General features: G+C 33.5%; 18 protein-coding genes. 2 read left to right on the top strand and 16 right to left on the bottom strand.

The annotated features are described in order from the left end of the window. Positions 1 to 320: 320 nt before the first annotated feature. From codY to ylqF, 11 genes are all read right to left on the bottom strand, one after another. Complete coding sequence (gene codY / locus ACSULM_RS03580) at positions 321 to 1,094, bottom strand: GTP-sensing pleiotropic transcriptional regulator CodY (RefSeq protein WP_436853694.1); 774 nt, start codon at positions 1,092 to 1,094, stop codon at positions 321 to 323. Between the two features lie 23 nt (positions 1,095 to 1,117). Continuing rightward, positions 1,118 to 2,530 (bottom strand): ATP-dependent protease ATPase subunit HslU, encoded by a 1,413-nt coding sequence (gene hslU, locus ACSULM_RS03585; protein WP_436860648.1) that lies wholly within the window; start codon positions 2,528 to 2,530, stop codon positions 1,118 to 1,120. A gap of 138 nt (positions 2,531 to 2,668) precedes the next feature. Further along, positions 2,669 to 3,211 (bottom strand): ATP-dependent protease subunit HslV, encoded by a 543-nt coding sequence (gene hslV, locus ACSULM_RS03590; protein WP_436860649.1) that lies wholly within the window; start codon positions 3,209 to 3,211, stop codon positions 2,669 to 2,671. 3 nt (positions 3,212 to 3,214) lie between these two features. Next, entirely contained in the window at positions 3,215 to 4,105 is an 891-nt protein-coding gene (xerC, locus tag ACSULM_RS03595; RefSeq protein ID WP_436860651.1) for a tyrosine recombinase XerC, read from the bottom strand. Positions 4,106 to 4,223: 118 nt separating this feature from the next. Continuing rightward, a complete protein-coding gene (gene trmFO / locus ACSULM_RS03600; protein ID WP_436853690.1) occupies positions 4,224 to 5,531 on the bottom strand; it encodes an FADH(2)-oxidizing methylenetetrahydrofolate--tRNA-(uracil(54)-C(5))-methyltransferase TrmFO in 1,308 nt (435 codons plus the stop codon). A gap of 145 nt (positions 5,532 to 5,676) precedes the next feature. Next, positions 5,677 to 7,743 carry a type I DNA topoisomerase gene (gene topA, locus ACSULM_RS03605; protein WP_436860653.1) on the bottom strand — a complete coding sequence of 689 codons (2,067 nt, stop codon included), beginning with the start codon at positions 7,741 to 7,743 and terminating at the stop codon, positions 5,677 to 5,679. A gap of 202 nt (positions 7,744 to 7,945) precedes the next feature. After that, positions 7,946 to 8,815 (bottom strand): DNA-processing protein DprA, encoded by an 870-nt coding sequence (dprA, locus tag ACSULM_RS03610; RefSeq protein ID WP_436860655.1) that lies wholly within the window; start codon positions 8,813 to 8,815, stop codon positions 7,946 to 7,948. A gap of 238 nt (positions 8,816 to 9,053) precedes the next feature. Beyond that, positions 9,054 to 9,959, bottom strand: a complete 906-nt coding sequence (sucD, locus tag ACSULM_RS03615) for a succinate--CoA ligase subunit alpha (protein WP_436853687.1) — start codon at positions 9,957 to 9,959, stop codon at positions 9,054 to 9,056. A 21-nt stretch (positions 9,960 to 9,980) separates the two neighbouring features. Then, positions 9,981 to 11,147: an ADP-forming succinate--CoA ligase subunit beta gene (gene sucC / locus ACSULM_RS03620; protein ID WP_436853686.1), complete on the bottom strand. Its 1,167-nt coding sequence runs from the start codon at positions 11,145 to 11,147 to the stop codon at positions 9,981 to 9,983. Between the two features lie 107 nt (positions 11,148 to 11,254). Then, complete coding sequence (locus ACSULM_RS03625; RefSeq protein WP_436860657.1) at positions 11,255 to 12,025, bottom strand: ribonuclease HII; 771 nt, start codon at positions 12,023 to 12,025, stop codon at positions 11,255 to 11,257. Positions 12,026 to 12,030: 5 nt separating this feature from the next. Next, complete coding sequence (ylqF, locus tag ACSULM_RS03630) at positions 12,031 to 12,891, bottom strand: ribosome biogenesis GTPase YlqF (RefSeq protein ID WP_436860660.1); 861 nt, start codon at positions 12,889 to 12,891, stop codon at positions 12,031 to 12,033. Between the two features lie 453 nt (positions 12,892 to 13,344). Here ylqF and ACSULM_RS03635 point away from each other — a divergent pair, with 453 nt between their 5' ends. Both ACSULM_RS03635 and ACSULM_RS03640 read left to right on the top strand, forming a co-directional pair. Next, positions 13,345 to 15,930, top strand: coding sequence for a YfhO family protein (locus ACSULM_RS03635; RefSeq protein WP_436860662.1), 2,586 nt, complete (start codon positions 13,345 to 13,347; stop codon positions 15,928 to 15,930). A 36-nt stretch (positions 15,931 to 15,966) separates the two neighbouring features. Then, entirely contained in the window at positions 15,967 to 18,582 is a 2,616-nt protein-coding gene (locus ACSULM_RS03640; protein ID WP_436860663.1) for a YfhO family protein, read from the top strand. Positions 18,583 to 18,767: 185 nt separating this feature from the next. Here ACSULM_RS03640 and rplS read toward each other — a convergent pair whose 3' ends face one another. The 5 genes from rplS to ffh form a co-directional block, all read right to left on the bottom strand. Continuing rightward, a complete protein-coding gene (gene rplS, locus ACSULM_RS03645; protein WP_069995606.1) occupies positions 18,768 to 19,118 on the bottom strand; it encodes a 50S ribosomal protein L19 in 351 nt (116 codons plus the stop codon). A 103-nt stretch (positions 19,119 to 19,221) separates the two neighbouring features. Beyond that, positions 19,222 to 19,959, bottom strand: a complete 738-nt coding sequence (gene trmD, locus ACSULM_RS03650; RefSeq protein WP_436860762.1) for a tRNA (guanosine(37)-N1)-methyltransferase TrmD — start codon at positions 19,957 to 19,959, stop codon at positions 19,222 to 19,224. Beyond that, the gene (gene rimM, locus ACSULM_RS03655; protein WP_436860665.1) at positions 19,959 to 20,465 is read right to left on the bottom strand and encodes a ribosome maturation factor RimM; all 507 of its coding nucleotides are present in this window, start codon (positions 20,463 to 20,465) and stop codon (positions 19,959 to 19,961) included. The genes trmD and rimM overlap by 1 nt, the downstream gene beginning before the upstream one ends. Positions 20,466 to 20,728: 263 nt before the next feature. After that, the gene (gene rpsP / locus ACSULM_RS03660) at positions 20,729 to 20,995 is read right to left on the bottom strand and encodes a 30S ribosomal protein S16 (RefSeq protein ID WP_436853679.1); all 267 of its coding nucleotides are present in this window, start codon (positions 20,993 to 20,995) and stop codon (positions 20,729 to 20,731) included. A gap of 313 nt (positions 20,996 to 21,308) precedes the next feature. Continuing rightward, positions 21,309 to 22,676, bottom strand: a complete 1,368-nt coding sequence (gene ffh, locus ACSULM_RS03665; RefSeq protein ID WP_436860668.1) for a signal recognition particle protein — start codon at positions 22,674 to 22,676, stop codon at positions 21,309 to 21,311. Positions 22,677 to 22,696: the final 20 nt, after the last annotated feature.

A 22,696-nucleotide genomic window follows, 5' to 3' on the forward strand; every position in this document is an offset into this window, starting at 1 on the left:
CTCCTATTGGTTTATTACCTCCATAAAAAGCTCATATAAACACGACAAATAAATATCGCACCCTTTATACTTTCACTCTTTATGTGTGTATTGGCTTCATAGCCGTCAATAAATATATCATATTTGTATCTATAAATCAACACTTTCAAATCAGTTATTTATGCATTTATTTTAACTTAAATAGATTACTATAAGACGTTGTTCAAAATAAAAATAAATACATTTTTAACTGATGCGATTTATGATCTTTCAGAGATTAAGCCCAAGATACAAGGGCATCTTAGGCTCAACATAAACTGTATGTGGATTACATCCGTCTATTATTTAATTCTTTCAAGTTCATCTAAGAATTTTTCTTTTTTAACTTTAATAAATGTACCTTTCATACCAAGTGAACGTGATTCAATTACACCTGCACTTTCAAGTTTACGTAAGGCATTCACGATTACAGAACGTGTAATTCCTACTCTATCCGCTACTTTTGAAGCAATTAATAAACCTTCTTTACCGCCTAATTCTTCAAAAATATGCTCAATCGCTTCACTCTCAGAGTAAGATAATGAGTTGATTGCCATACTTATCGCTGCTTTGTCTCGTGCTTCTTGCTCAACTTCATTATGCTTCTCACGTAAAATTTCCATACCAATAACAGTTGCTGCATATTCGCCAAGAACTAAATCATTTTCTGAGAAATCTTCAGTCACACGGCCTAGAACTAAAGTACCTAATCTTTCACCGCCACCTAAAATAGGGAAAATTGTCGTTCTACTTTCGCCAAATAAGTCTTTGTTTTCCGGTGGGAATACAGTAAGTACGTTATCAATACCAATGTTAGATTGTGTTTCTCTAACATCCATTAATTGATCCGTATACTCAACAGGAATATGTCTATTTTCAAGCATTTGAATTATACGTTCATTTTTCAACAGCTCATTCAAGTTTGAACCTAAAATTTTTCCTTTTCTAGATACGATAAATACATTAGTAACTGTGACATTACTGATTGTTTGTGCGACATCTTTAAAATCTACGGCAATACCTTTATGTTTTTGCAAAAGTGTATTTAATTCTCTTGTTTTCGATAATAAGCTCATATTACTGCTCCTTTATATTTATATTATAAGATAAATGCACTTAAATCTTTATTTATTGAAATTGATTTCAACTTATCATCAACGTACTGTGGCGTAATATCTACAACCGCATTAGGCATATTCGGTGCTTCAAATGATAAATCTTCTAACATTTTTTCAAGTATTGTATGCAGTCGACGGGCGCCAATGTCATCTGTATCTTGGTTTACTTTGAATGCAATTTCAGCTAATCGTTTAATTGATTCGTCAGTAAAATTAACTGTGACATGTTCCGTATCTAGCAACGCCTCATATTGTTTGATAAGTGATAGCTTAGGTTCTGTTAAAATACGGACAAAATCTCCTACTGAAAGACTTTCCAGTTCAACACGAATTGGGAAGCGTCCTTGTAACTCAGGAATTAAATCACTTGGTTTAGACACGTGAAATGCACCCGCACCAATAAACAGCATATGTTCAGTATTAACAGTACCATACTTTGTTTGAACCATGCTACCTTCAAGAATTGGTAATATATCTCTTTGAACACCTTGACGTGACACATCTTGACCAGAGTTTTGATTATTTGTAGCAACCTTATCTATTTCATCAATAAAAATGATGCCCATTTGCTCTGCAAGTTCAATTGCTTCTTGGTTAGCAGTTTCTTGGTCAATCAATTCATCCGCATATTCGTCTGTTAGTATTTTACGTGCAGTTTTAACAGGTAGTTCTCGTTCAACTTTTTTCTTCGGCATGAGTTGATTCATCATATCTTGCATTTGTTGATTTTGGTTTGTACCTAACATTCCCATTGCAGCAGGGTCTTGTTCAACTTTCAATCTTACTTTTTCTTCTTCGAGCGCGCCATTTAAAAGTTGTTGTTTAATTTCAGAACGTTTTGTTTTCACTTCTTCAGTTGGTGCTTCATCTTCCTCTTCGTTATTTTGACCAAAATTAGGAATTGCTCCTCCAAAAAGTGACTCTAATGGATTATTACTATTGTTATTATTATTTGCTTTTTTCTTCATACTAGGCACAAGTAATTTGACTAATTTTTCATTAGCTTTTGCTTCTGCTTCATCTTTGACTAATGCTTTCTTCTGTTCTTTTACAAGTCTAACCGCAACGTCTACAAGATCTCTCACCATACTTTCAACATCGCGTCCAACATAACCAACTTCAGTAAATTTTGTAGCTTCTACTTTTATAAAAGGTGCACCGACAACTTTCGCCATACGTCTCGCAATTTCTGTTTTACCTACACCTGTTGGACCAATCATTAAAATATTCTTAGGTGCGATCTCTTGCTTCTCTTCTTCTGACAATAAACTTCTTCTATATCGGTTTCGTAATGCAATCGCAACTTTTCTTTTAGCATCATCTTGTCCGACGATATACTCATTCAATTTCGAAACAATATCTTTAGGTGTTAGCTTTATACTATTTGTCTCCATGCGTTGCTATACCTCCATTATTTTGAATTCTTTTAATTTTCAACTTAGTTTTATTTTTCAGTTAATAGTTTAAACATTTTAGCGGCTCTCAATCAAATAGGATGACATTTAGTAACATGCCTCATTTTATAATTTAAACTATAACTTTTCAACGATGATTTGATCATTTGTAAATACACATATATCTGAAGCTACTTTTAAACTTTCGTATGCCATTTCACTCGCAGTTAAATGTGTTGCATTACGTTTTAGTGCTCTACCTGCACTTAATGCATAATTACCGCCTGAACCAATAGCTATGAGGTTGTCATCTGGAGCAATAACTTCACCTGTACCACTCACTACTAAAATAGATGATTCATCCATAACAATGAGCATTGCTTCTAATTGTCTTAATTGTTTGTCTCCACGCCATTCTTGCGCTAATTCCACTGCAGCTCGCTCTAAATTACCACCAAATTGTTGTAATTTAGTTTCGAATTTTTCGAACAATGTAAATGCGTCTGCCACACTGCCTGCAAATCCAGCTAGCACTTTATCATTATATAAACGTCTCACTTTTCTTGCAGTTTGTTTCATAATCACCTGTTCACCTAATGTCACTTGTCCATCTCCGGCCATTGCTGCATGGCCATTATGTTGTACTGCAAAAATTGTTGTTGCATGAATAGATGTACTCATTAATTATTTCTCCTTTTTCGCACGCGGATGTGCGTTTAAATATACTTTTCGTAATTGTTCATTTGTTACATGTGTATAACGACCTGTTGTAGATAGATTCACATGTCCTAATAAAGATTGGACTGTTCTTAAATCTGCACCTTGATTTAGCATATGCGTTGCAAATGTATGCCTTAATTTATGTGGGTGTATCTCCGTGACACCAGCTGTACGTTTGACCACATCATTTAATACATAGCGTATACCTCGTTCAGTAATTGGTTCACCCTTCATGTTTACTAACAAAAATTCATGATTGGCATTCAATTTAGGTTTGAAAGTTGTAATATACCTTTCAATACCTTGCTTACAAAATTCGCCAAACGGAATGAAGCGTTCTTTACCACCTTTACCTAGTACTTTTACACCTGGCGCATTCATATCAATATCCTGCGTTTTGATATGTACTAATTCAGACACCCTTATTCCTGTAGCATACAGCAATTCCAATATCACTCTATCTCTTAACCCTTTTTTTAGATCATTTTCAACTGTATCGAATAGGGCTTCCATTTCTTCTTCATAAAAAAAATGCGGTAAGTAATGTTCTTTTTTGGGGTGTACAAGTTGAATAAAAGGATTCACAACACTTTCATCTTGTGTCATCCAATATTCATAAAAACTTCTCAGCGTTGAAATTTTACGAGAAACTGACGTTCTTTTCAAGTTTTTTGAATATAGATAACTTAGATAGTTTCGTGCATCTTTATATTCAAATGATAGCAGTGATAAATGTTCTTGTGCTAAAAACACATTAAATTGTGCTAAATCATCATGATACGATTTTAAAGTATGCTCCGAAAACTGTCGTTCTACTTTTAACATAAATAAGTATGCTTCTTGGATTTTTTCCAATAAAAACCCCTCCATCAATATGAATTGTAGCATAATGATAGAGGGGACTGCGAAAAATATCTATTAAATTAAGGCGAACTTTCAAAATTTTCCGAAAGTATTATCACCTATTATACTTTTACAATGTCTGTTTATAATTATCTAAATATGTTAATGCACGATTAGCCAAGGTTTCATAACGTTCTTTTTTATCTTTAATTCTATTTTCTAAAGTTGGAAGCAAACCAAAATTAGCATTCATTGGTTGGAAATTTTTCTCATTTTTAGCATGTGATATATAATAAGCCATACTTCCAATCATCGTTTCTCGTGGAAAAATAACTTCACCTTTATCTAAAATTTTATGTGCCACATTAATACCAGCAACTAATCCACTAGCAGCACTTTCCACATAACCTTCTACGCCTGTCATTTGACCTGCAAAGTAAAGTGTTTCTCTACCTTTTAGTTCGTAAGTTTCAGATAGAACATCTGGAGAGTTGATAAAAGTATTTCTATGCATCACACCATATCTTACGATTTCAACATTTTCTAAACCTGGAATAAGACGAATTACATCTTTTTGTGCCCCCCATTTTAAATGCGTTTGAAAACCAACGATATTGTAAAGTGTTCCAGCCGCATCGTCTTGGCGCAACTGCACGACCGCATATGGTCTTTTACCAGTCTTTGGATCTTCCAATCCTACAGGTTTCATAGGACCAAATAGCAACGTTTTTCTACCTCGTTCAGCCATAACTTCAAATGGCATACAACCTTCAAAGTATTTTTCTTTTTCAAATTCATTGACCGGCGCTACTTCTGCTTCCATCAATGCATCATAAAATGTATTGAATTCATCTTCTGTCATAGGACAGTTTAAATATGCTGCTTCACCTTTATCATAACGTGATTTTAAATATACTTTATCCATATCGATGCTATCTTTTTCAACAATTGGTGCTGCTGCGTCATAAAAATACAATTGATCTTTTCCAGTTGCTTCTACTATCTCATTCGCTAAATTATCTGTCGTTAACGGGCCAGTTGCGATGATCGTATAGCCTTCAGGTATCGAATGAATTTCTTCATTTAATACTGTGATGTTTGGATGATTCTTAAGTGTGTCTGTGATATAACCAGCAAAATCATGACGGTCAACAGCTAATGCACCACCTGCAGGTACTCGCGCTTTATCAGCAGCACGTATGATTAAAGAATCTAAACGTCTCATTTCTTCTTTTAGTACACCAACTGCATTTGTTAGCGCATTACCTCTTAATGAATTTGAACAAACGAGTTCTGCAAATTTATCTGTATGGTGCGCTGGTGTTTGTTTTACAGGTCTCATTTCAATTAAATTTACTTTTACGCCTCGTTGCGCTAATTGATATGCGGCTTCAGAACCAGCTAAGCCAGCCCCAACTACATTTACAACTTGAGTCATTTTATTTCCTCCTATACAAAAAAGCAACTTAGACATCGTATCATAATTATAAATACACTTTTATTATAAATATGTGTCATAAGTTGCGCTTATTTATTACTATCGTATCCATCAATCATAAAAATCTCTTATTAAAGTCAGTTATTTATTTCTGTTCTTCTTCTTTATAATCACAATTAGAACATACTACTTGGCTCTTACGGCCTTGTTTTTTCTCAACAAGGTAGTCTTCACACTTAGGACACGCACGGCCTATTGGTTTATCCCAACTAACAAAATCACATTCTGGGTATTTTGAACAACCATAGAATATGCGATTTTTCTTAGATTTACGCTCTACTACATCGCCCTCTTTACATTTAGGACAAGTAACTCCAATTGTTTTAACAATTGCTTTAGTGTTACGACAATCTGGGAAATTAGAACAAGCCATAAATTTACCATAACGCCCCATTTTAATAACCATTGGCGAACCACATAATTCACAATCTTCTCCTGCAGGTTCATCTTTAATTTCTATCTTTTCCATTTCTTCCTCAGCACGTTCTACATCTTGTTTAAAACTGCTATAGAAATCAGAAATAACTTTCTTCCATCCAATTTCTCCATCAGCAACCTTATCCAATAATGTTTCCATGTTAACTGTAAAATCGACATCAATGATTTCAGGGAAGTAATCTTTTACTTGTTCATGAACAATTTCACCTAATTCAGTAGGTACAAATCGTTTACTTTCATTCTTAACGTAATTTCTTTTTTGGATTGTATCAATCGTTGGTGCATATGTTGATGGACGACCAATTTTTAGCTCTTCCATTGTTTTTACTAAACGTGCTTCCGTATAACGTGGTGGTGGCTGAGTAAAGTGTTGAGAAGGTTCAATTTTAGTAGCAGTTACCATTTCGCCTTCATCAATATTTGGTAATTTATTATCTTTACCATCTTCGCTATCGTCTTTAGTTTCAACATATAACGTCATAAATCCTTTGAACTTAATTGTTTGGCCGTTTGCACGGAATTTTATATCATTTTGAGTTAAGTCCATTGCAACTGTATCTAAAATTGCAGGTGCCATTTGACTCGCTACAAATCTTTCCCAAATCAACTTGTACAATCTATGTTGATCACGCGTTAAATATGGTTTCATTTCATTCGGTGTACGCAAAGTACTAGATGGTCTAATTGCTTCATGGGCATCTTGATCTCCCTGACCTTTTGCTTTCCGTTTCGATGTGTAATTTTTCCCATATGTTTCTTCAATATAATTTTGAGCTTCAGATTTTGCTTGATCAGAAATTCTTGTTGAGTCCGTACGCATATATGTGATTAAACCAACAGTACCTTGTCTTTTCAAATCAATACCTTCATATAGTTGTTGTGCTAACATCATTGTTTTACGCGCTTTGAAATTTAATTTTCGTGCTGCTTCTTGTTGTAACGTTGATGTTGTAAAAGGATTCGCTGGATAACGTGTCTTTTCTTTCTTCGTCACTTTCGTAACTTCGAATTGATCGCCATCTAATTGTGTAGTTACTTTTTCTACATCTGCTTTTTCAGTTAGTTTAAATGGTTTATCTTTTAAATGTAAAAATTTAGCTGTGAATTTTGATTTTTTATATCTAAACTCACCTTCTATTTTCCAATATTCTTCTGGTTTAAAGTTTCTAATTTCATTTTCACGATCAATAACTAACCTTAGTGCAACAGATTGCACACGGCCTGCTGAAAGACCTTTTTTAACTTTTTTCCAAAGTACTGGTGAAATATTGTAACCAACAAGACGGTCAAGAATACGTCGTGCTTGTTGCGCATCAACTAATTCCATTTCAATACCACGTGGATGTTTAAAGCTATCTTTTACAGCGTCTTTTGTTATTTCATTAAATACTACTCTATTTTCATTTGAGTCTTCTAAATCTAATATATTTGCTAAATGCCAAGCAATCGCTTCACCTTCACGGTCAGGGTCACTCGCTAAGAATATTTTTTTAGCTTTCTTAGCATGCTTTTTTAATTCTTTAACAACTGGCCCTTTACCACGTATTGTTATATATTTGGGTTCATAATCATTTTCAGCATCTACGCCCATTTGACTACGAGGCAAATCTCTTACATGCCCCATTGATGCTACGACTTTATATTTTTTCCCTAAATATTTTTCAATGGTTTTTGCTTTTGCAGGCGATTCAACTATGACTAAATTTTCTGCCAAAGTAGTTACCCCCTTGCATTTTCTAATTACAAAGATAAATGATAAACGGTGTATTTTGTTTTTGTCAATGTTTTTAATTTTAAGTTGATTTAATTTAGAGCCGCATTTCACAAAATCTCTCTAAATATTGACAGTTTCTGCACAGTTTCAATCACTAGGCTTTACACTCATTTTCATTTGATAAACCTTTACTTATTATCTATTAAATATAATCATCTATAATATCATCTACTGTTCTTATAATTTTCGCACCTTCCTGAGCACTACGTAAATTGCCTTCAGTCATTTTATTAAAAATTGCTCCAGGTAAAACATATACTTCTCTATTTTGTTCAAGTGCACAATTCGTAGTAATACTCGTACCACTATGTACTGTTGATTCTGTAATAAGTACACCTTTAGATAGGCCACTTATAATTCGATTACGTTCAGGAAAGTGATATTTATATGGCTTAGCTGTTGGTAAGTATTCACTAATTACAATACCCGATGCCTCAATATCATTTCTAATGTTTATAGTAGATTGTGGGTAATGATTTAAATGCCCAAATCCTAAAACTGCTATAGTTGGCAGTTGAAAACTTAAAGCGCATTGATGTGCCATTTTATCAGCTCCATGTGCTAAACCTGACACGATTGTTAGATTATACTTTTTAAATGAAGGAAAAAATTGTTGAAGTGTGTTCCAAGTATATGTTGTGGCTTTTCTTGAGCCAATAATGGCAAGAGTTTGAAGTGATTTTAATAAATTTAAATCTCCCCTATAAAACAGTATTACAGGTGGATTGTGGATTTCTCTTAGTAATGGAGGATAAGCTTGATGATTGATGGTTATATAATTGATATACCATGATTTCAATTGAAGCTGCAATTGTTCCAAATCAAACTCTAGAAATGCTCGATACATCTTATCTTTATTTTTAGATTTCAATGTCGCTAAATATTGTTTAAGTAGATATTTTTGTTCTAAATCATGAGTTAACAGAAAGTCAGGAGAAAAATTAAGTAGTTGATAAATTTGTTTCGTAGAAAGTCCTGCAAATCGAAGTCTTAAATAGTGTGTGTCATTCATTAACATCGCACTCCTTTATAAGCAATATTATAAAGGAAATCACGCTAAATTCATTTTACAATTCAACATCAATTCACGTTAAAAAGTAACAGTTTTTTAAAGAGTAATTTCGTAAAATCAATTTCAGTAGCACATTGATTTTATTTTCATAAAACATATTCACTTATTACAATACAACCCAAAAAAGCACAAACTCCGACATATTCTCGGAATTTGTGCTGATTACAAACAATAAACCTTATTTTACAGTTAATAATTGTTCATAAATGCCAGCTTCTTTAGCAGCATCAATTAATGTTGTTCCAATTTCTGATGGAGTATCTGCAGTTTTCACGCCACAACTGTTAAGTGTTTTGATTTTTTCTGCAGCAGTACCTTTACCACCTGAGATAATCGCACCAGCATGGCCCATACGTTTACCTGGAGGTGCAGTTTGTCCACCTACGAAACCTACAACTGGTTTAGTCATGTTTGCTTTAATCCATTCAGCTGCTTCTTCTTCAGCAGTACCACCGATTTCACCAATCATAACAACCGCTTTTGTTTCATCATCTTCATTGAATGCTTTTAATACATCGATAAAGTTTGTTCCATTAACTGGGTCTCCGCCAATACCGACAGCAGTCGTTTGACCAATACCTTCTTCAGTTAATTGGTGAACCGCTTCATAAGTTAATGTACCAGAACGTGATACAACACCTACGTGACCTTTTTTATGAATATATCCTGGCATGATACCAATTTTACATTCGTCAGCAGTAATAACACCTGGACAGTTAGGTCCTACGACACGTGTTTTCTTACCTTCTGAGAAACGTTTCACTTTAATCATATCAATAACTGGGATATGTTCAGTGATACAGATTGCTAAGTCTAATTCAGCTTCGATACATTCTAAAATTGCATCAGCAGCAAATGGTGCTGGTACATAGATTACTGAAACTGTAGCACCTGTTTCTTTTTGTGCTTCTTCAACTGTATTGAAAACTGGTACGCCTTCTACAACTTGTCCACCTTTACCTGGAGTTACCCCAGCAACAATTTGTGTACCATATTCAAGCATTTGTTTTGTATGGAAAAGGGCAGTTGACCCTGTGATACCTTGTACAATTACTTTTGTATTCTTATCAATAAATACGCTCATCTTCGTGCTCCCATCCTTTCCTTATGCTTCTTTAACAAGTTTTACGATTTTTTGTGCGCCTTCAGCCATAGTAGCTGCTGGTTCGATTGCTAATCCTGATTGTTCAAGAATCTCTTTACCTCTTTCAACATTCGTACCTTCTAAACGTACAACTAATGGTAAAGTAAGTTCAACTTCTTTAACGGCAGCGACAATACCTTCAGCAATAATGTCACACTTCATGATGCCACCAAAGATATTTACGAAAATACCTTTAACATGTTCATCACCTAAGATGATTTTGAATGCTTCAGTAACTTTTTCTTTAGTTGCGCCGCCCCCTACGTCAAGGAAGTTAGCCGGATTTCCGCCAAAGTGATTGATTGTATCCATTGTAGCCATTGCTAAACCAGCACCGTTAACCATACAACCAATGTCTCCATCTAATGCGATATAAGATAAGTCATATTTTGATGCTTCGATTTCTTTTGGATCTTCTTCTTCTAAATCACGTAATTCTTGGATATCTTTATGTTTAAATAACGCATTGTCATCGAAGTTAACTTTTGCATCTAAAGCTAAAACTTCACCTTCACCTGTAGTTACAAGTGGGTTAATTTCAACGATTGAGCAATCTTTTTCGATAAATACATTATAAAGTGAAACTAAAAATTTAGCCGCTTTATTAATTGATTCTTTAGGAATATTAATGTTAAAAGCAATTCTTCTAGCTTGGTATGGTGCTAATCCTACAACAGGATCGATTGTTTCTTTGAATATTTTTTCAGGTGTTTCAGCAGCAACTTCTTCAATTTCAGTACCGCCTTCTTCTGAAGCCATCAAAGTAACTCTGTCTGTTGCGCGATCAATTACAAAACCAACATAATATTCTTTTTGAATATCGCAGCCCTCTTCTATGTAAAGGCGTTTAACTTCTTTACCTTCTGGACCAGTTTGATGTGTAACAAGCGTCTTACCTAATAATTCATTAGCATAAGTTTCAACTTCGGAAAGCGATTTAGCGATTTTAACACCGCCTGCTTTACCTCGACCCCCTGCGTGAATTTGTGCTTTTACCACATAAACTTTTGAATTTAATTCTTTTGCCTTTTCAACTGCTTCTTCAGCAGTATATGCTACGCGTCCTTCTGGGACAGCAACGCCCATAGAACGAAATATTGCTTTACCTTGATACTCGTGGATATTCATTCTCCATCCTCCTGTTTCTTAGGTTAAGTTCATAACCAATTATAAGAAATGAAAGCGCTATTGTAAACTGATTTAGCCTACTTATTTCAATTATTTTATTTTAACTATTAATTTAAGAGAGATTTAATTGGCTCAAATGTTTTTCTATGTTCATTTAAGATGCCATAATTTTTAATACCTTCTAAATGTTGTTGAGTGCCATAACCTGCATTTTTATCAAAACCATACCCTGGATATTTGTCACCGAGTTCACGCATATATTTGTCTCTATATTCTTTCGCTAGCACGCTTGCGGCAGCAATCGATACACTTCTAGCATCTCCTTTAATAATAGATGTTTGCGGTATATCAATATCTAATGTCATTGCATCTACAAGTAGATGTGTAGGTTTCACAGGTAATGCTTCAATTGCCCTGAGCATCGCTATTTTTGTAGCTTCATATATATTATAACGATCTATTTCTTCAACTGTTGCTTGTCCATAAGCATACGCATGTACTTCACTTAATAATTGAGTTTCAAGTGAATTTCTTTGCTTTGAAGACAGTTTTTTTGAATCGTTTAAACCTGTAAAGTGATGATTTTTATTTAAAATCACTGCGCTTGTAACAACTGGACCAGCAAGTGGACCACGCCCTACTTCATCTATACCGCAAATCAATGCTTGTTCATTTTCTGCCAAAATTGCATTTTCAAATTCAGTCATCTTAATATAATTGTCAAACAATTGTTGTTCTTTTTCTAACTGTTTGCGTCTTTGCGCAATTGCATTTTGTACGCCTTTTCGTGCGTCTTCATGATATCTAGTTGTTGCTAAATCATTAAGCGTAGTAATGTCTTGGAGCGCTAATTTAATTGTTTGAATCGTTTCTTTCATATGAGTTACACGTCCATTTCATTTATTAAGTCAAACGTGTACGTACCTATTTTCGCATTTCTTACTTCATGGATGATTAACTCAATAACCGCTTCATAATCAATTTCATTACCACGACGTAATAATCCACGTTTCCGTCCAATTGCATCAAACCACTCTATGTTTTCTGCATCTTTTGACACATCAACTTTGTAATGTTGTTTTAGTCCTTCATAGTCATGTTCTTTCAGGAAATCTAATGCATAAATTGCTACTTCATCTAAATGCACAATACTATCTTTGATAGCACCTGTTACACTTAGTTTTTTGCCGACAAGTTGATCTTCGAATTTCGGCCATAAGATACCAGGTGTATCTAATAATTGTAATGCATTTCCCACTTTAATCCATTGTTGTTGCTTCGTTACACCTGGTGTATTTCCGGTTTTTGCTATAGATTTATTTGCTAATTTATTTATTAATGTTGATTTTCCTACATTAGGAATCCCCACAATCATCGCTCTAATCGCGCGTGGTTTTAATCCTTTTAGTTTTTCTTTTTCAAACTTCTCTTTTGTCGCTCGTATTGCTGTTTGTTCTACTAGTTTTAAACCTTTACCATGTTTAGCGTCAATTGCCACTGGATAAAAACCTTTATCTTTAAAGAATGATTCCCACTTTGCTAGTTCTTTTAAATTTGCCATATCTTTTTTATTTAATATAACGACACGTGGTTTCTGCTGAATCACTTCATCTATCATTGGATTTCTTGAACTATACGGAATTCTTGCATCAACCAATTCAAATACAACATCAACCTTTTTCAATTGCTCAGAGACTTCTCTTTTAGCCTTGGCCATATGTCCTGGATACCATTGAATTACCATTTATATCACCTTTCCTTTTTGTAATACTTTCTGTCAATTTTTAAAACCATATTATTAATTATATTAAAAATTACGTACTATCAACTTTAAAATCATAACATGACGTCGCTCGGTTATAAACAATATTCTATGCTATTTACAGTTCATTATTCATTTTACAATATTTTATCTCATCTAAGTAATTAAGGTTATATTTAATAATTATTAATCATTACATCTCATGTACCATAAATGTAATAATGATCGTCTTTTAAAAACCAATATAAAAGTCTTCCTTACTTTAACTGACAACTCGATACGCAATAGTACTTGATTTCACAATTTTTCTCTGGGAAAATTAACAGCTACTTCTAAAATTAATTTTTTTAATAGAAAATAATAGTTATTTTTATCTAAATGTTCAAAAAGTAGTTACAATGAAGTAAATAGATTACATATTTAGGAGATTGTCTTATGAAACGCAAATTTTTATATGTCTGCTTATTTATATTATTAGCTATCATAGGTCATAGTTACGTTATTTATAGATATGTATTTGACGGTGTACTCTTTACAGGGCCAAATGATGGTATGGAACAAATGGTCCCTATTCAAATGTATTTATTTGATAACTGGCGTCATGGACAATTGTTTTACGCCACTGATTTCGGATTAGGCGGAGATTTCTTTACGGATCTTACCTATTACTTTTCGACAAATCTCATTTTTATCATAAATGCACTTATAATCATCGTATTAAAACTTTTTATACCATTAGCGACATCAGATATTATGTTTTGGATGACCAATGCGCTCATCATTTCTATTATTAAATCCGCAATTGCGATGTGTGCTACATTTGCATTTGTACGTTACATAACAATTAATCGATATATTTCAATTTTAGCTGCTTTTATATTTGTCATCTCGCCATTATATTTTAGATTTACAGTCTATTGGCCATTTTTCAGTGATATTTTCATTTGGCTGCCCTTATTATTATTAGCTATTGAACGTTTCTTAAAACAAGGAAAGATTGGACTTTTCATAATAATTGTCGTTGTATCACTGATTAATAACTTTTATTTTGCATATTATCAATTACTCACAGGAATATGCTATTTTGCAATAAGATTATGTTTCAAACATCAGCAAGATATCATCACAAGGTTTAAAGCAATAATCACATTATCAGTCGCATCAATTTTAGCATTGGGTTGTAGTTTATTTTTCTTTTTCCCGGCTATTCAGGGTTACTTTAACAATAGACGTGTTCCCTTCGAGGGTAATGTTGATTTACTTGAACCTTTTAATCAAAACACAAACATATTTTATGACAATTATTTAATTGTCATTCTCTTCATAACAATACAAGCACTATTATCCTTTAAACTATATAAACATTATTATTTCAGATTATTTGCTGTTGGAACTTTGGTGCTAATCATAGCTAGTTTTTTTCCATTCATTGACCAAGTTTTTAATGGTTTTTCTGCACCACAAAAACGCTGGCATTACCTAATTGCATTTAACGCTGCAATACTAATTGCTTTATATGTAAAATATTTTCGAACATTGTCATTAAAACAATACATACTTCCTTCTATTGTCGCATTAGGTTTTATCATTGGTTGTGCGTGGTATTATGATGATGTCGTAGCTTGGGTATGGTTCACACCCATCGTAAGTCTTATCGGCATGTTAATTTTACTAATCACAGATGCACACACACGCGTAAAATTAACACATGGTTTCCTACTATCTATCGCAATACTTGGTTTCCTTGTAAGTATGGTTTTTATTAGAAATCAAATCTATTTTGAAGATCATGTAGATCGTGCCAGTAAATATTATGTAAATGCTAGTCTTTTTAACACACCATTACAACGTCAACTTGTTTCAGAAATGACTCGAGATAAATCTGAAGATGAGCGCATCGACTGGCGTGTTAATGAACAGGACAATACGCCAATGTACCAACATTTCAAAGGATTGAGCATTTATTCTAGTATTTTCAATCATTCTATTTTAGATTTCTATTATGACCAATTGAAAATCAACCTGCAATCTGAATCTGTCAGTCGTTACCAATCAACGAATGCACGTCAGAATATCAACAGTTTATTTTCAATCAAATATTTAATGCGTAAAGACTACCAACAAAACTTGCCTACATATTTTCAAAAAATTAAATCTGAAGGTCAGTATCATATATATGAAAATAAATTAAACTTACCTTCAGTCCGTGTATCTAATAATACGTATAATGCGCAACAATTGACTGAACCCATTGATAGAGAACATGCCATGTTAGATGGGGTCATTTTAAATAATCACGGACAAACTTACCAAGATAAAGCACAGAACCTATTAGATAAAGTGAATGTAAGCTACCATAACATCAAGCAAAATCCCGATAATAAAGTCTATATTTCTAAAGCAAATAGTCATGTACAAATTCATATTCCACAAGCCTTAAGACAGCGTTATAAAGACTTTTATCTAACGCTTAAGGTTAAACGTGGTCAACCTGACAGTAATTATTCAATTAATATCAATAACTACAAAAATGATAGATTATTTAACAATTCAACTTATCGTACTGGTGTAGATACTCAACTTTATAGAGCGCAACCTGATGCAAACGGTAATATTAATGTATCATTAAGCCCAACTGGACCCTACTATCTTGAAGTACAACGTTTGCATGGTGAAGATTATAAAAAATTAAAATCCGCACATGCATCTCGTACAAATCAAGGCCATTATAAGGATATTAAAAATGGGGTTAAAGTTAAACTAACAAGACATCAAAAAGGCATCGCAGCGATTAATATTCCATATCGCGAAGGCATGTATGCATATATCGGCAATAAAAAAATTAAACCTTTCCAAGTTAACTATATGATGACTGGTGTTCCTGTTGATAAAGATGATCATGAAATCATTATTAAGTATCGACCTAAATATTGGTATACAATGGTTTGTATTTCGATCATTAATATGCTCGTTATCGCAATTTGGATAGGCCGACAAACAATTAAGAAGAAAAAACATTAAATTTATAAAGGAGTTTATTAGCTATGAGGTATGACCATGTTTCATAAACTTTGGGCACACAAAGTAACTAGGTTTTTATGTATCATTGCAATGGGATTATTTGTCGCATTGCTTACGTTTACACCATACATTTATCGTTATCTTACACAAGGTATTGTTTTTAGTGGCTCCGGTGACGGTTACAGACAAATGATGCCGTTTCAAATGTATTTATATGATCATTTTAGCCATTTCAAAAGTTTTTATGATCATTCATTTGGTTTAGGCGGCGATTATGTAAAAGATTTGGCGTATTATTATGCTACATCTCCATTTACGTTAGTAAATTTTATATTTGTATGGCTATCCGAACATTTATTTCATAGTACGCCTCAAAACATTACATTTTGGGCGAGTAACCAGCTCATTGTAGCCTTTGTTAAAGGCATAGCTACATTTGTTCTTTCATTCTACTTTTTTAAATATATAAAAGTTAAAGGTTATACACTATTTCTTGCTGCAATGCTTTATGCAGCATCAACAACTGTTATTTATTTTAATTTCACTTGGTCCTATTATGGAGATTTATTGATATTCCTTCCTTTATCTTTATTAGGTATCGAACGCTTTTATAAAGAACAGAAAATTGGTTTGTTTATTTTTGCAATTGCATTGACCCTATTTTCAAATTTTTATTTTAGCTATTATGAAGCTATTGTCATATTAGCGTATGCTATATATCGATTTATTTGGCCACACCCCAACGATATAGTTACGAGAAAACAACAATTATGGATGATACCTGTAGCAGTATTTTTAAGTACACTCATTGGAATATGGGGATTTTATACCGGTGTAAGTTCATTTTTAAATAATGATAGGGTCAGCAATCCACATTTTAATATACCGATGTTTACCGATTTCGCACGTCAAAAACACTTTTTCACTAACGGATTTTATATTACTGTATCCATCATCGCTATTGTTGCACTACTTTCATTTAAATTATACAAACATTACTATTATAGACTTTTTGCTATTGCTACATGGATAATGCTAATTGGTTCAATCACGCCACATTTTGACAGCATGTTTAATGGTTTTTCAACACCTGAACGTCGTTGGGTATACATATTTGCATTTACTACTGCAGGTCTCATCGCATTATTTATTCAACATCTTGCAGAGTTATCATTCAAAAATTATGTTTATGCTTGTATTCCAACATGTTTAATTATGCTAGTAATGATGATTATTGTGAAAGATCAAAAAATGTCCTGGATGACTATTTGCTTATTATTAATGATACTACTTGGTTTCATTTTGCATAAAAAACATCTATTAAACAAAAAGTGGATGATGCCTACAATCATATGTTTATTCATCATTCAACAAAGCATAATATTGTCGAATCATCACTTTAATAATGTAAAAAAATATGAATCTACTCAACAAGCCATGTCAGATTCTGCCTATAAGAGTCCTGCATTAGCTAAAAAAATTGATACCATTCAAGAACAGTCAACTAATCCATTGCAACGTATAGATTATATGTCACAATATGGTTTGAATTCTCCGATGATTTATCATTTTAATGGAATTGCATTATATTCAAGTATTTTTGATGGAGATATTTTAAGATATTATGATAAAACTTTACAAATAAACATGCATACCGATAAAAATAGTACTTATCGTCTTATGTCAAATCGTGCAAATTTAATGGCATTATGGGATGTAAGTGACCGTATACGCCGTCCTGATGATCTCAATATGCCTTATGGTTTTAAAGAAAAGGATGTTGTTCATCATTCTAAAGACGAAGCTTTTATACATTCGACAAATCAAATCCAATATCCGAGTGCACATATTACTAAAAAAGTTTTTGATGCAAATGACCTCAAATCTCCATTAGACAGAGAACAAGCCATGTTACAAGGCGTTGTTTTTAACGATAATAGTTATACAGCAAATCAGCACTTTAAGAGCAACCAAAATTTATTAAAAAACGCTTCACACAGCTTACATGATGCGCGTCAGCAAAAAAATAATGAAATCATCGTTTCGAAAGATAATGGTGGTATTAGTTACCATTTACCAAAATCAATAGCTCAAAAATACAAAGATATGTACGTCGAAATGGATGTTGAATTGTTAACACCAGATAAATCACACAACGTTGGCATTAATGAATACAGTCAGCAACGTAATCCACTCACTTATAAATACAGACGCTTCGTCACGCCAGTTACAATGCGTGTGAAGGCTAATGAAGATCTCAATATTAAATTATCTAAAGGCACATACCGTTTTAAAATGAAGGGCATTTATGGTGAAGATTATCAAACACTACAAAAAGCTTCAAAATCATTGCATCCTGTAAAAGTTTCACAGCAACGTGATGGTTATACCATTACAAAGGACCAGCATGATTCAGGCTACATAGTATTAACAATGTCCTATCGTGAAGGTATGCGTGCGTATGCAAACAATCAAACAATACCTGTTAAACAAGGCAATGGTATTATGACCGTCATTCCAGTAGAAAAAGGTCAAGAACAGATTAAACTTAAATATACACCACCACATCTTGGCTTATTGATAGTATCAACAATATTCGGCATACTATCTAGTATTGTATTCACAGTGTGGTTAAAACGTAGAAATAAATAACATGGTTAAATGATTAAATTGAAAAAGTTAAACCGCAGCGACTATTAGTTGAGTCGCTGCGGTCTTTTATTTTATATAACCCTATAGTAACTATCATGATTTATTGGAAAATGTTAAATGGCCATAAAATACAAAAAAAGCGATTCTCATATAGAGAATCGCTTTTAATATACTTATTATGCTGATTAACGAATTTCTTTAATTCTAGCAGCTTTACCACGTAATTCACGTAGGTAGTATAATTTAGCACGACGTACTTTACCACGACGTTTAACTTCAATTGTTTCGATTTTTGGTGTGTGTAATGGGAATGTACGTTCCACACCTACACCTGAAGAAATCTTACGTACAGTGAAAGTTTCAGAAATACCTCCACCACGGCGTTTGATAACTACACCTTCGAATACTTGGATACGTTCACGTGTACCCTCAACAATACGTACGTGCACTTTTAAAGTGTCACCAGGACGGAATGAAGGTAAGTCTGTGCGTAATTGCGATTGAGTTACTGCTTCGATTAATTTGTGATTACTCATTATTTTTTCTCTCCTTCAACCTATGTTCTTGCCTAGACAAAATATAGCAGCGGATCATAGTGATTTTTCGTGTGTCGCACACTTAAAATATATTAGCACACTGCTAATCTTTTTTCAATTGCTTTTTGTATCTTTCTATAATATCTTGCTCTTCTTTTGTTAATTTATATTGTTCTAATAAGTCTGGACGCTTTTCAAACGTGCGTATGATTTTTTGTTCATGACGCCATTTTTCAATATTTGCATGATTACCTGACAATAACACATCAGGTACTGCCATTGATTGATATTCACGTGGTCTTGTATATTGCGGAAATTCTAATAGTCCATCTTGAAAAGAATCATCCATGTGTGATTGCTTATTACCAAGCACACCAGGTAACAATCTCACTATGGCATCGGTCATTACCATTGCAGGTAACTCTCCACCAGTTAACACATAATCACCCATTGAAATTTCATCAGTGACTAAATGTTCGCGAATTCTTTCATCATATCCTTCATAATGTCCACATATAAATACTAGATGTTCTACCTCACTCAATTCATTGGCAATCGCCTGATCAAATGGACGTCCTTGTGGACACATTAAAATAACACGCGTGTCTGCTGTTTTTTCAATACTTGCCATTGCATTAAAAACCGGTTCTGGTTTCAGAACCATGCCTTGACCACCACCAAATGGATAATCGTCTACTTGGTTATGTTTATTTTCAGCAAAATGTCTAAAATCAACTGTATTTACTTGTAATAGACCTTTATCTTGAGCACGCTTAAGAATTGACTGGTTTAATACGCCATTAAACATTTCTGGAAATAATGTTAAGTAATCGATTTTCATCAATCTAACAATCCTTCCATAGGCGTGATTTGAATTCGTCTACCTTCTACATCTATTTCTTTGACAACATCTGCAATATAAGGAATTAAATACTCTTTGTCGCCTTTAACAACCCATACGTCATTGGCACCCGTCTCAAAAATTTCCGTTACTCGCCCTATAGGTGTATCTGCATCATCAAATACAGTGCAACCGATGATATCAGAATAATAAAATTCATGTTCACCTAATTCTATTTCTTCATGGTCACGTTCTTGTAATAACGTTTCTCCCTTTAAATACTCTATATCATTAATATTATTAATGCCTTCAAATGTTAGCATATGAAGCCCTTTATGCATACGATATGATTTTATGGTAAACGTGAGCGGCTCTTGTGCTTTACGATCAATAACAACTGTTTCACCAGGTTGAAAACGTGTATCTGTAAAATCTGAATTTGACTTCACCTTTATTTCGCCTTTAATACCATGTGTATTAACAATTTTACCTACTTCAACTTTCATGTTATGTTCCTCCGGTATACTTTGCCTATTTATTTATTTTATTATGTATATATTTTCATTACTTATCTTAATATTATAACATGTTACAGCTATCACAGTTACCCATTCAACTATAGAAAAAACACTCTAAATCTAGAAACAATTATAATATTCCTAACTTCATATCATTCATTACATTTTAATCATAAACATAAAATGAGCCTGAGACATCTATTTATGTCCCAGGCTCTTACAAACATTCATTTGTATTTTAGGTTGAAACCTTATTTTTGTTCATCAAATTTCTTCAAGATACCTTCTCTTGATAAGATATTGTGAACTGTATCTGTAGGTTTCGCACCATTTTTCAACCATTTAAGTGCTAATTCTTCGTCAATCTTAACTTCTGCTGCATTCACATTGTTTGGGTTGTAAGTACCGATTTGTTCGATATTACGACCGTCACGTGGCGCACGTGCATCAGCTGCTACGATACGATAGAATGGATTTCTTTTTGAACCTAAACGTGTTAAACGTAATTTAACTGCCATTTATATTCGCTCCTTTATGTTTTATAATTTTTATTTTCTACAAGAAATAATGATAACAGTTATCCAATGCTTTGTAAAGAGTTTCTTCTTTACCAATTTTAAAAATTTAAAATTCTACTTCAATGACACCATTTATTAAACTGTCATTATGCTCTCCACCAAGAAATAATGCTTTTATTAGCTATTTAAAATTACTTAGTCCGAGCCCAGCCAAGATGACTAGAATAGGCTTTTTTAACCAACTACTATTATACAAAGATAGAGACTGTAACACTATTTATGTCACAGCCTCTATTTCATACATTACTGTATCTTAAAACGGTAAGTTCATACCATTCATCATATTTTCCATTTGCTTACGTTTACCTTTTTTACCTTTACCGCCACCGGTAAATTGTTTCATCATTTTCTTCATGTCATTAAATTGTTTCATTAAGCGATTGACTTCTTGAACTGTGCGGCCTGAACCTTTGGCGATACGCTTTTTACGAGATACATTTAAAGTATCTGGATTATCACGTTCACTTGGTGTCATAGATTGAATAATTGCTTTAATATGATCGATTTGCTTTTCATTCATATTAAGCTTATCAATACCTTTCATTTTATTCATGCCAGGTATCATCTTCATAATGTCATCTAATGGCCCAAGATTTTTGACTTGGTCTAATTGTTCTAAAAAGTCATCCAAAGTAAATGAAGATGTACGCATCTTTTTCTCTAAATCTTTAGCTTTATCTTCATCTACATCTTGTTGCGCCTTCTCTATTAAACTTAGTACATCACCCATACCAAGTATACGTGATGCCATTCGTTCTGGGTGGAACGGTTCTAAGCCATCGAGTTTCTCACTCATACCCACAAATTTAATTGGTTTTTGTGTTACTGATCGAATTGATAACGCAGCACCACCACGTGTATCACCATCTAATTTCGTCAAAGTAACACCTGAAACTTCAAGTTGCTCATCAAATGACTGCGCAACATTTACTGCGTCTTGACCAGTCATTGCATCTACTACAAGCATAATTTCATCTGGTTTTGTGATTTCTTTAACATCACTTAGTTCTTGCATCAACGCTTCATCTACATGTAAACGACCAGCTGTATCGATAATTACAAAGTCTAAGTGTTCTTCTTTTGCATGCTTAATTGCATTATCAACAATTTGTTGTGGCTTCACTTGATCGCCTTCACTATAGACAGGTATATCAATTTGTTTACCTACAGTTTGCAATTGATCAATAGCGGCAGGACGATAAATATCTGCAGCAACGAGCATTGGTTTTTTATTATATTTCTTACGCATTAATAGTGCTAATTTACCTGCAGTCGTCGTTTTACCTGCACCTTGTAAACCAACCATCATTACAACTGTTGGCGGTTTATTAGCCATTTTAATCGAAGCATTTTCCCCACCCATGAGTTGGGTCAATTCTTCTTGTACAATTTTAATAACTTGTTGTCCAGGTGTTAATGATTTCATTACATCTGAACCTAAAGCTCTATCTGATACAGTTTTGACAAAATCCTTAACAACTTTAAAGTTAACATCGGCTTCTAGTAATGCTAATCTAACTTCACGCATCATTAATTTAATATCAGCTTCAGTAACTTTACCTTTACCGCGGATTTTTTGCATCGTTCCTTGTAAACGATCGGATAATCCTTCAAATGCCATATCAAATACCCTCCTTTTTC

It is taken from the genome of Staphylococcus caeli, from assembly GCF_051413795.1.
In the GTDB taxonomy this organism is placed as follows: domain Bacteria; phylum Bacillota; class Bacilli; order Staphylococcales; family Staphylococcaceae; genus Staphylococcus; species Staphylococcus caeli_A.

What these genes read in the sequence shown, in the direction of transcription:
- ylqF (WP_436860660.1), bottom strand. Translation starts at nt 12,891, where the DNA reads ATGGTAATTCAATGGTATCCAGGACATATGGCCAAGGCTAAAAGAGAA.
- trmD (WP_436860762.1), bottom strand. Translation starts at nt 19,959, where the DNA reads ATGAAAATCGATTACTTAACATTATTTCCAGAAATGTTTAATGGCGTA.
- hslU (WP_436860648.1), bottom strand. Translation starts at nt 2,530, where the DNA reads ATGGAGACAAATAGTATAAAGCTAACACCTAAAGATATTGTTTCGAAA.
- ACSULM_RS03640 (WP_436860663.1), top strand. Translation starts at nt 15,967, where the DNA reads ATGTTTCATAAACTTTGGGCACACAAAGTAACTAGGTTTTTATGTATC.
- sucD (WP_436853687.1), bottom strand. Translation starts at nt 9,959, where the DNA reads ATGAGCGTATTTATTGATAAGAATACAAAAGTAATTGTACAAGGTATC.
- ACSULM_RS03625 (WP_436860657.1), bottom strand. Translation starts at nt 12,025, where the DNA reads ATGAAAGAAACGATTCAAACAATTAAATTAGCGCTCCAAGACATTACT.
- codY (WP_436853694.1), bottom strand. Translation starts at nt 1,094, where the DNA reads ATGAGCTTATTATCGAAAACAAGAGAATTAAATACACTTTTGCAAAAA.
- trmFO (WP_436853690.1), bottom strand. Translation starts at nt 5,531, where the DNA reads ATGACTCAAGTTGTAAATGTAGTTGGGGCTGGCTTAGCTGGTTCTGAA.
- ACSULM_RS03635 (WP_436860662.1), top strand. Translation starts at nt 13,345, where the DNA reads ATGAAACGCAAATTTTTATATGTCTGCTTATTTATATTATTAGCTATC.
- rimM (WP_436860665.1), bottom strand. Translation starts at nt 20,465, where the DNA reads ATGAAAGTTGAAGTAGGTAAAATTGTTAATACACATGGTATTAAAGGC.
- rplS (WP_069995606.1), bottom strand. Translation starts at nt 19,118, where the DNA reads ATGAGTAATCACAAATTAATCGAAGCAGTAACTCAATCGCAATTACGC.
- sucC (WP_436853686.1), bottom strand. Translation starts at nt 11,147, where the DNA reads ATGAATATCCACGAGTATCAAGGTAAAGCAATATTTCGTTCTATGGGC.
- dprA (WP_436860655.1), bottom strand. Translation starts at nt 8,815, where the DNA reads ATGAATGACACACACTATTTAAGACTTCGATTTGCAGGACTTTCTACG.
- rpsP (WP_436853679.1), bottom strand. Translation starts at nt 20,995, where the DNA reads ATGGCAGTTAAATTACGTTTAACACGTTTAGGTTCAAAAAGAAATCCA.
- hslV (WP_436860649.1), bottom strand. Translation starts at nt 3,211, where the DNA reads ATGAGTACATCTATTCATGCAACAACAATTTTTGCAGTACAACATAAT.
- ffh (WP_436860668.1), bottom strand. Translation starts at nt 22,676, where the DNA reads ATGGCATTTGAAGGATTATCCGATCGTTTACAAGGAACGATGCAAAAA.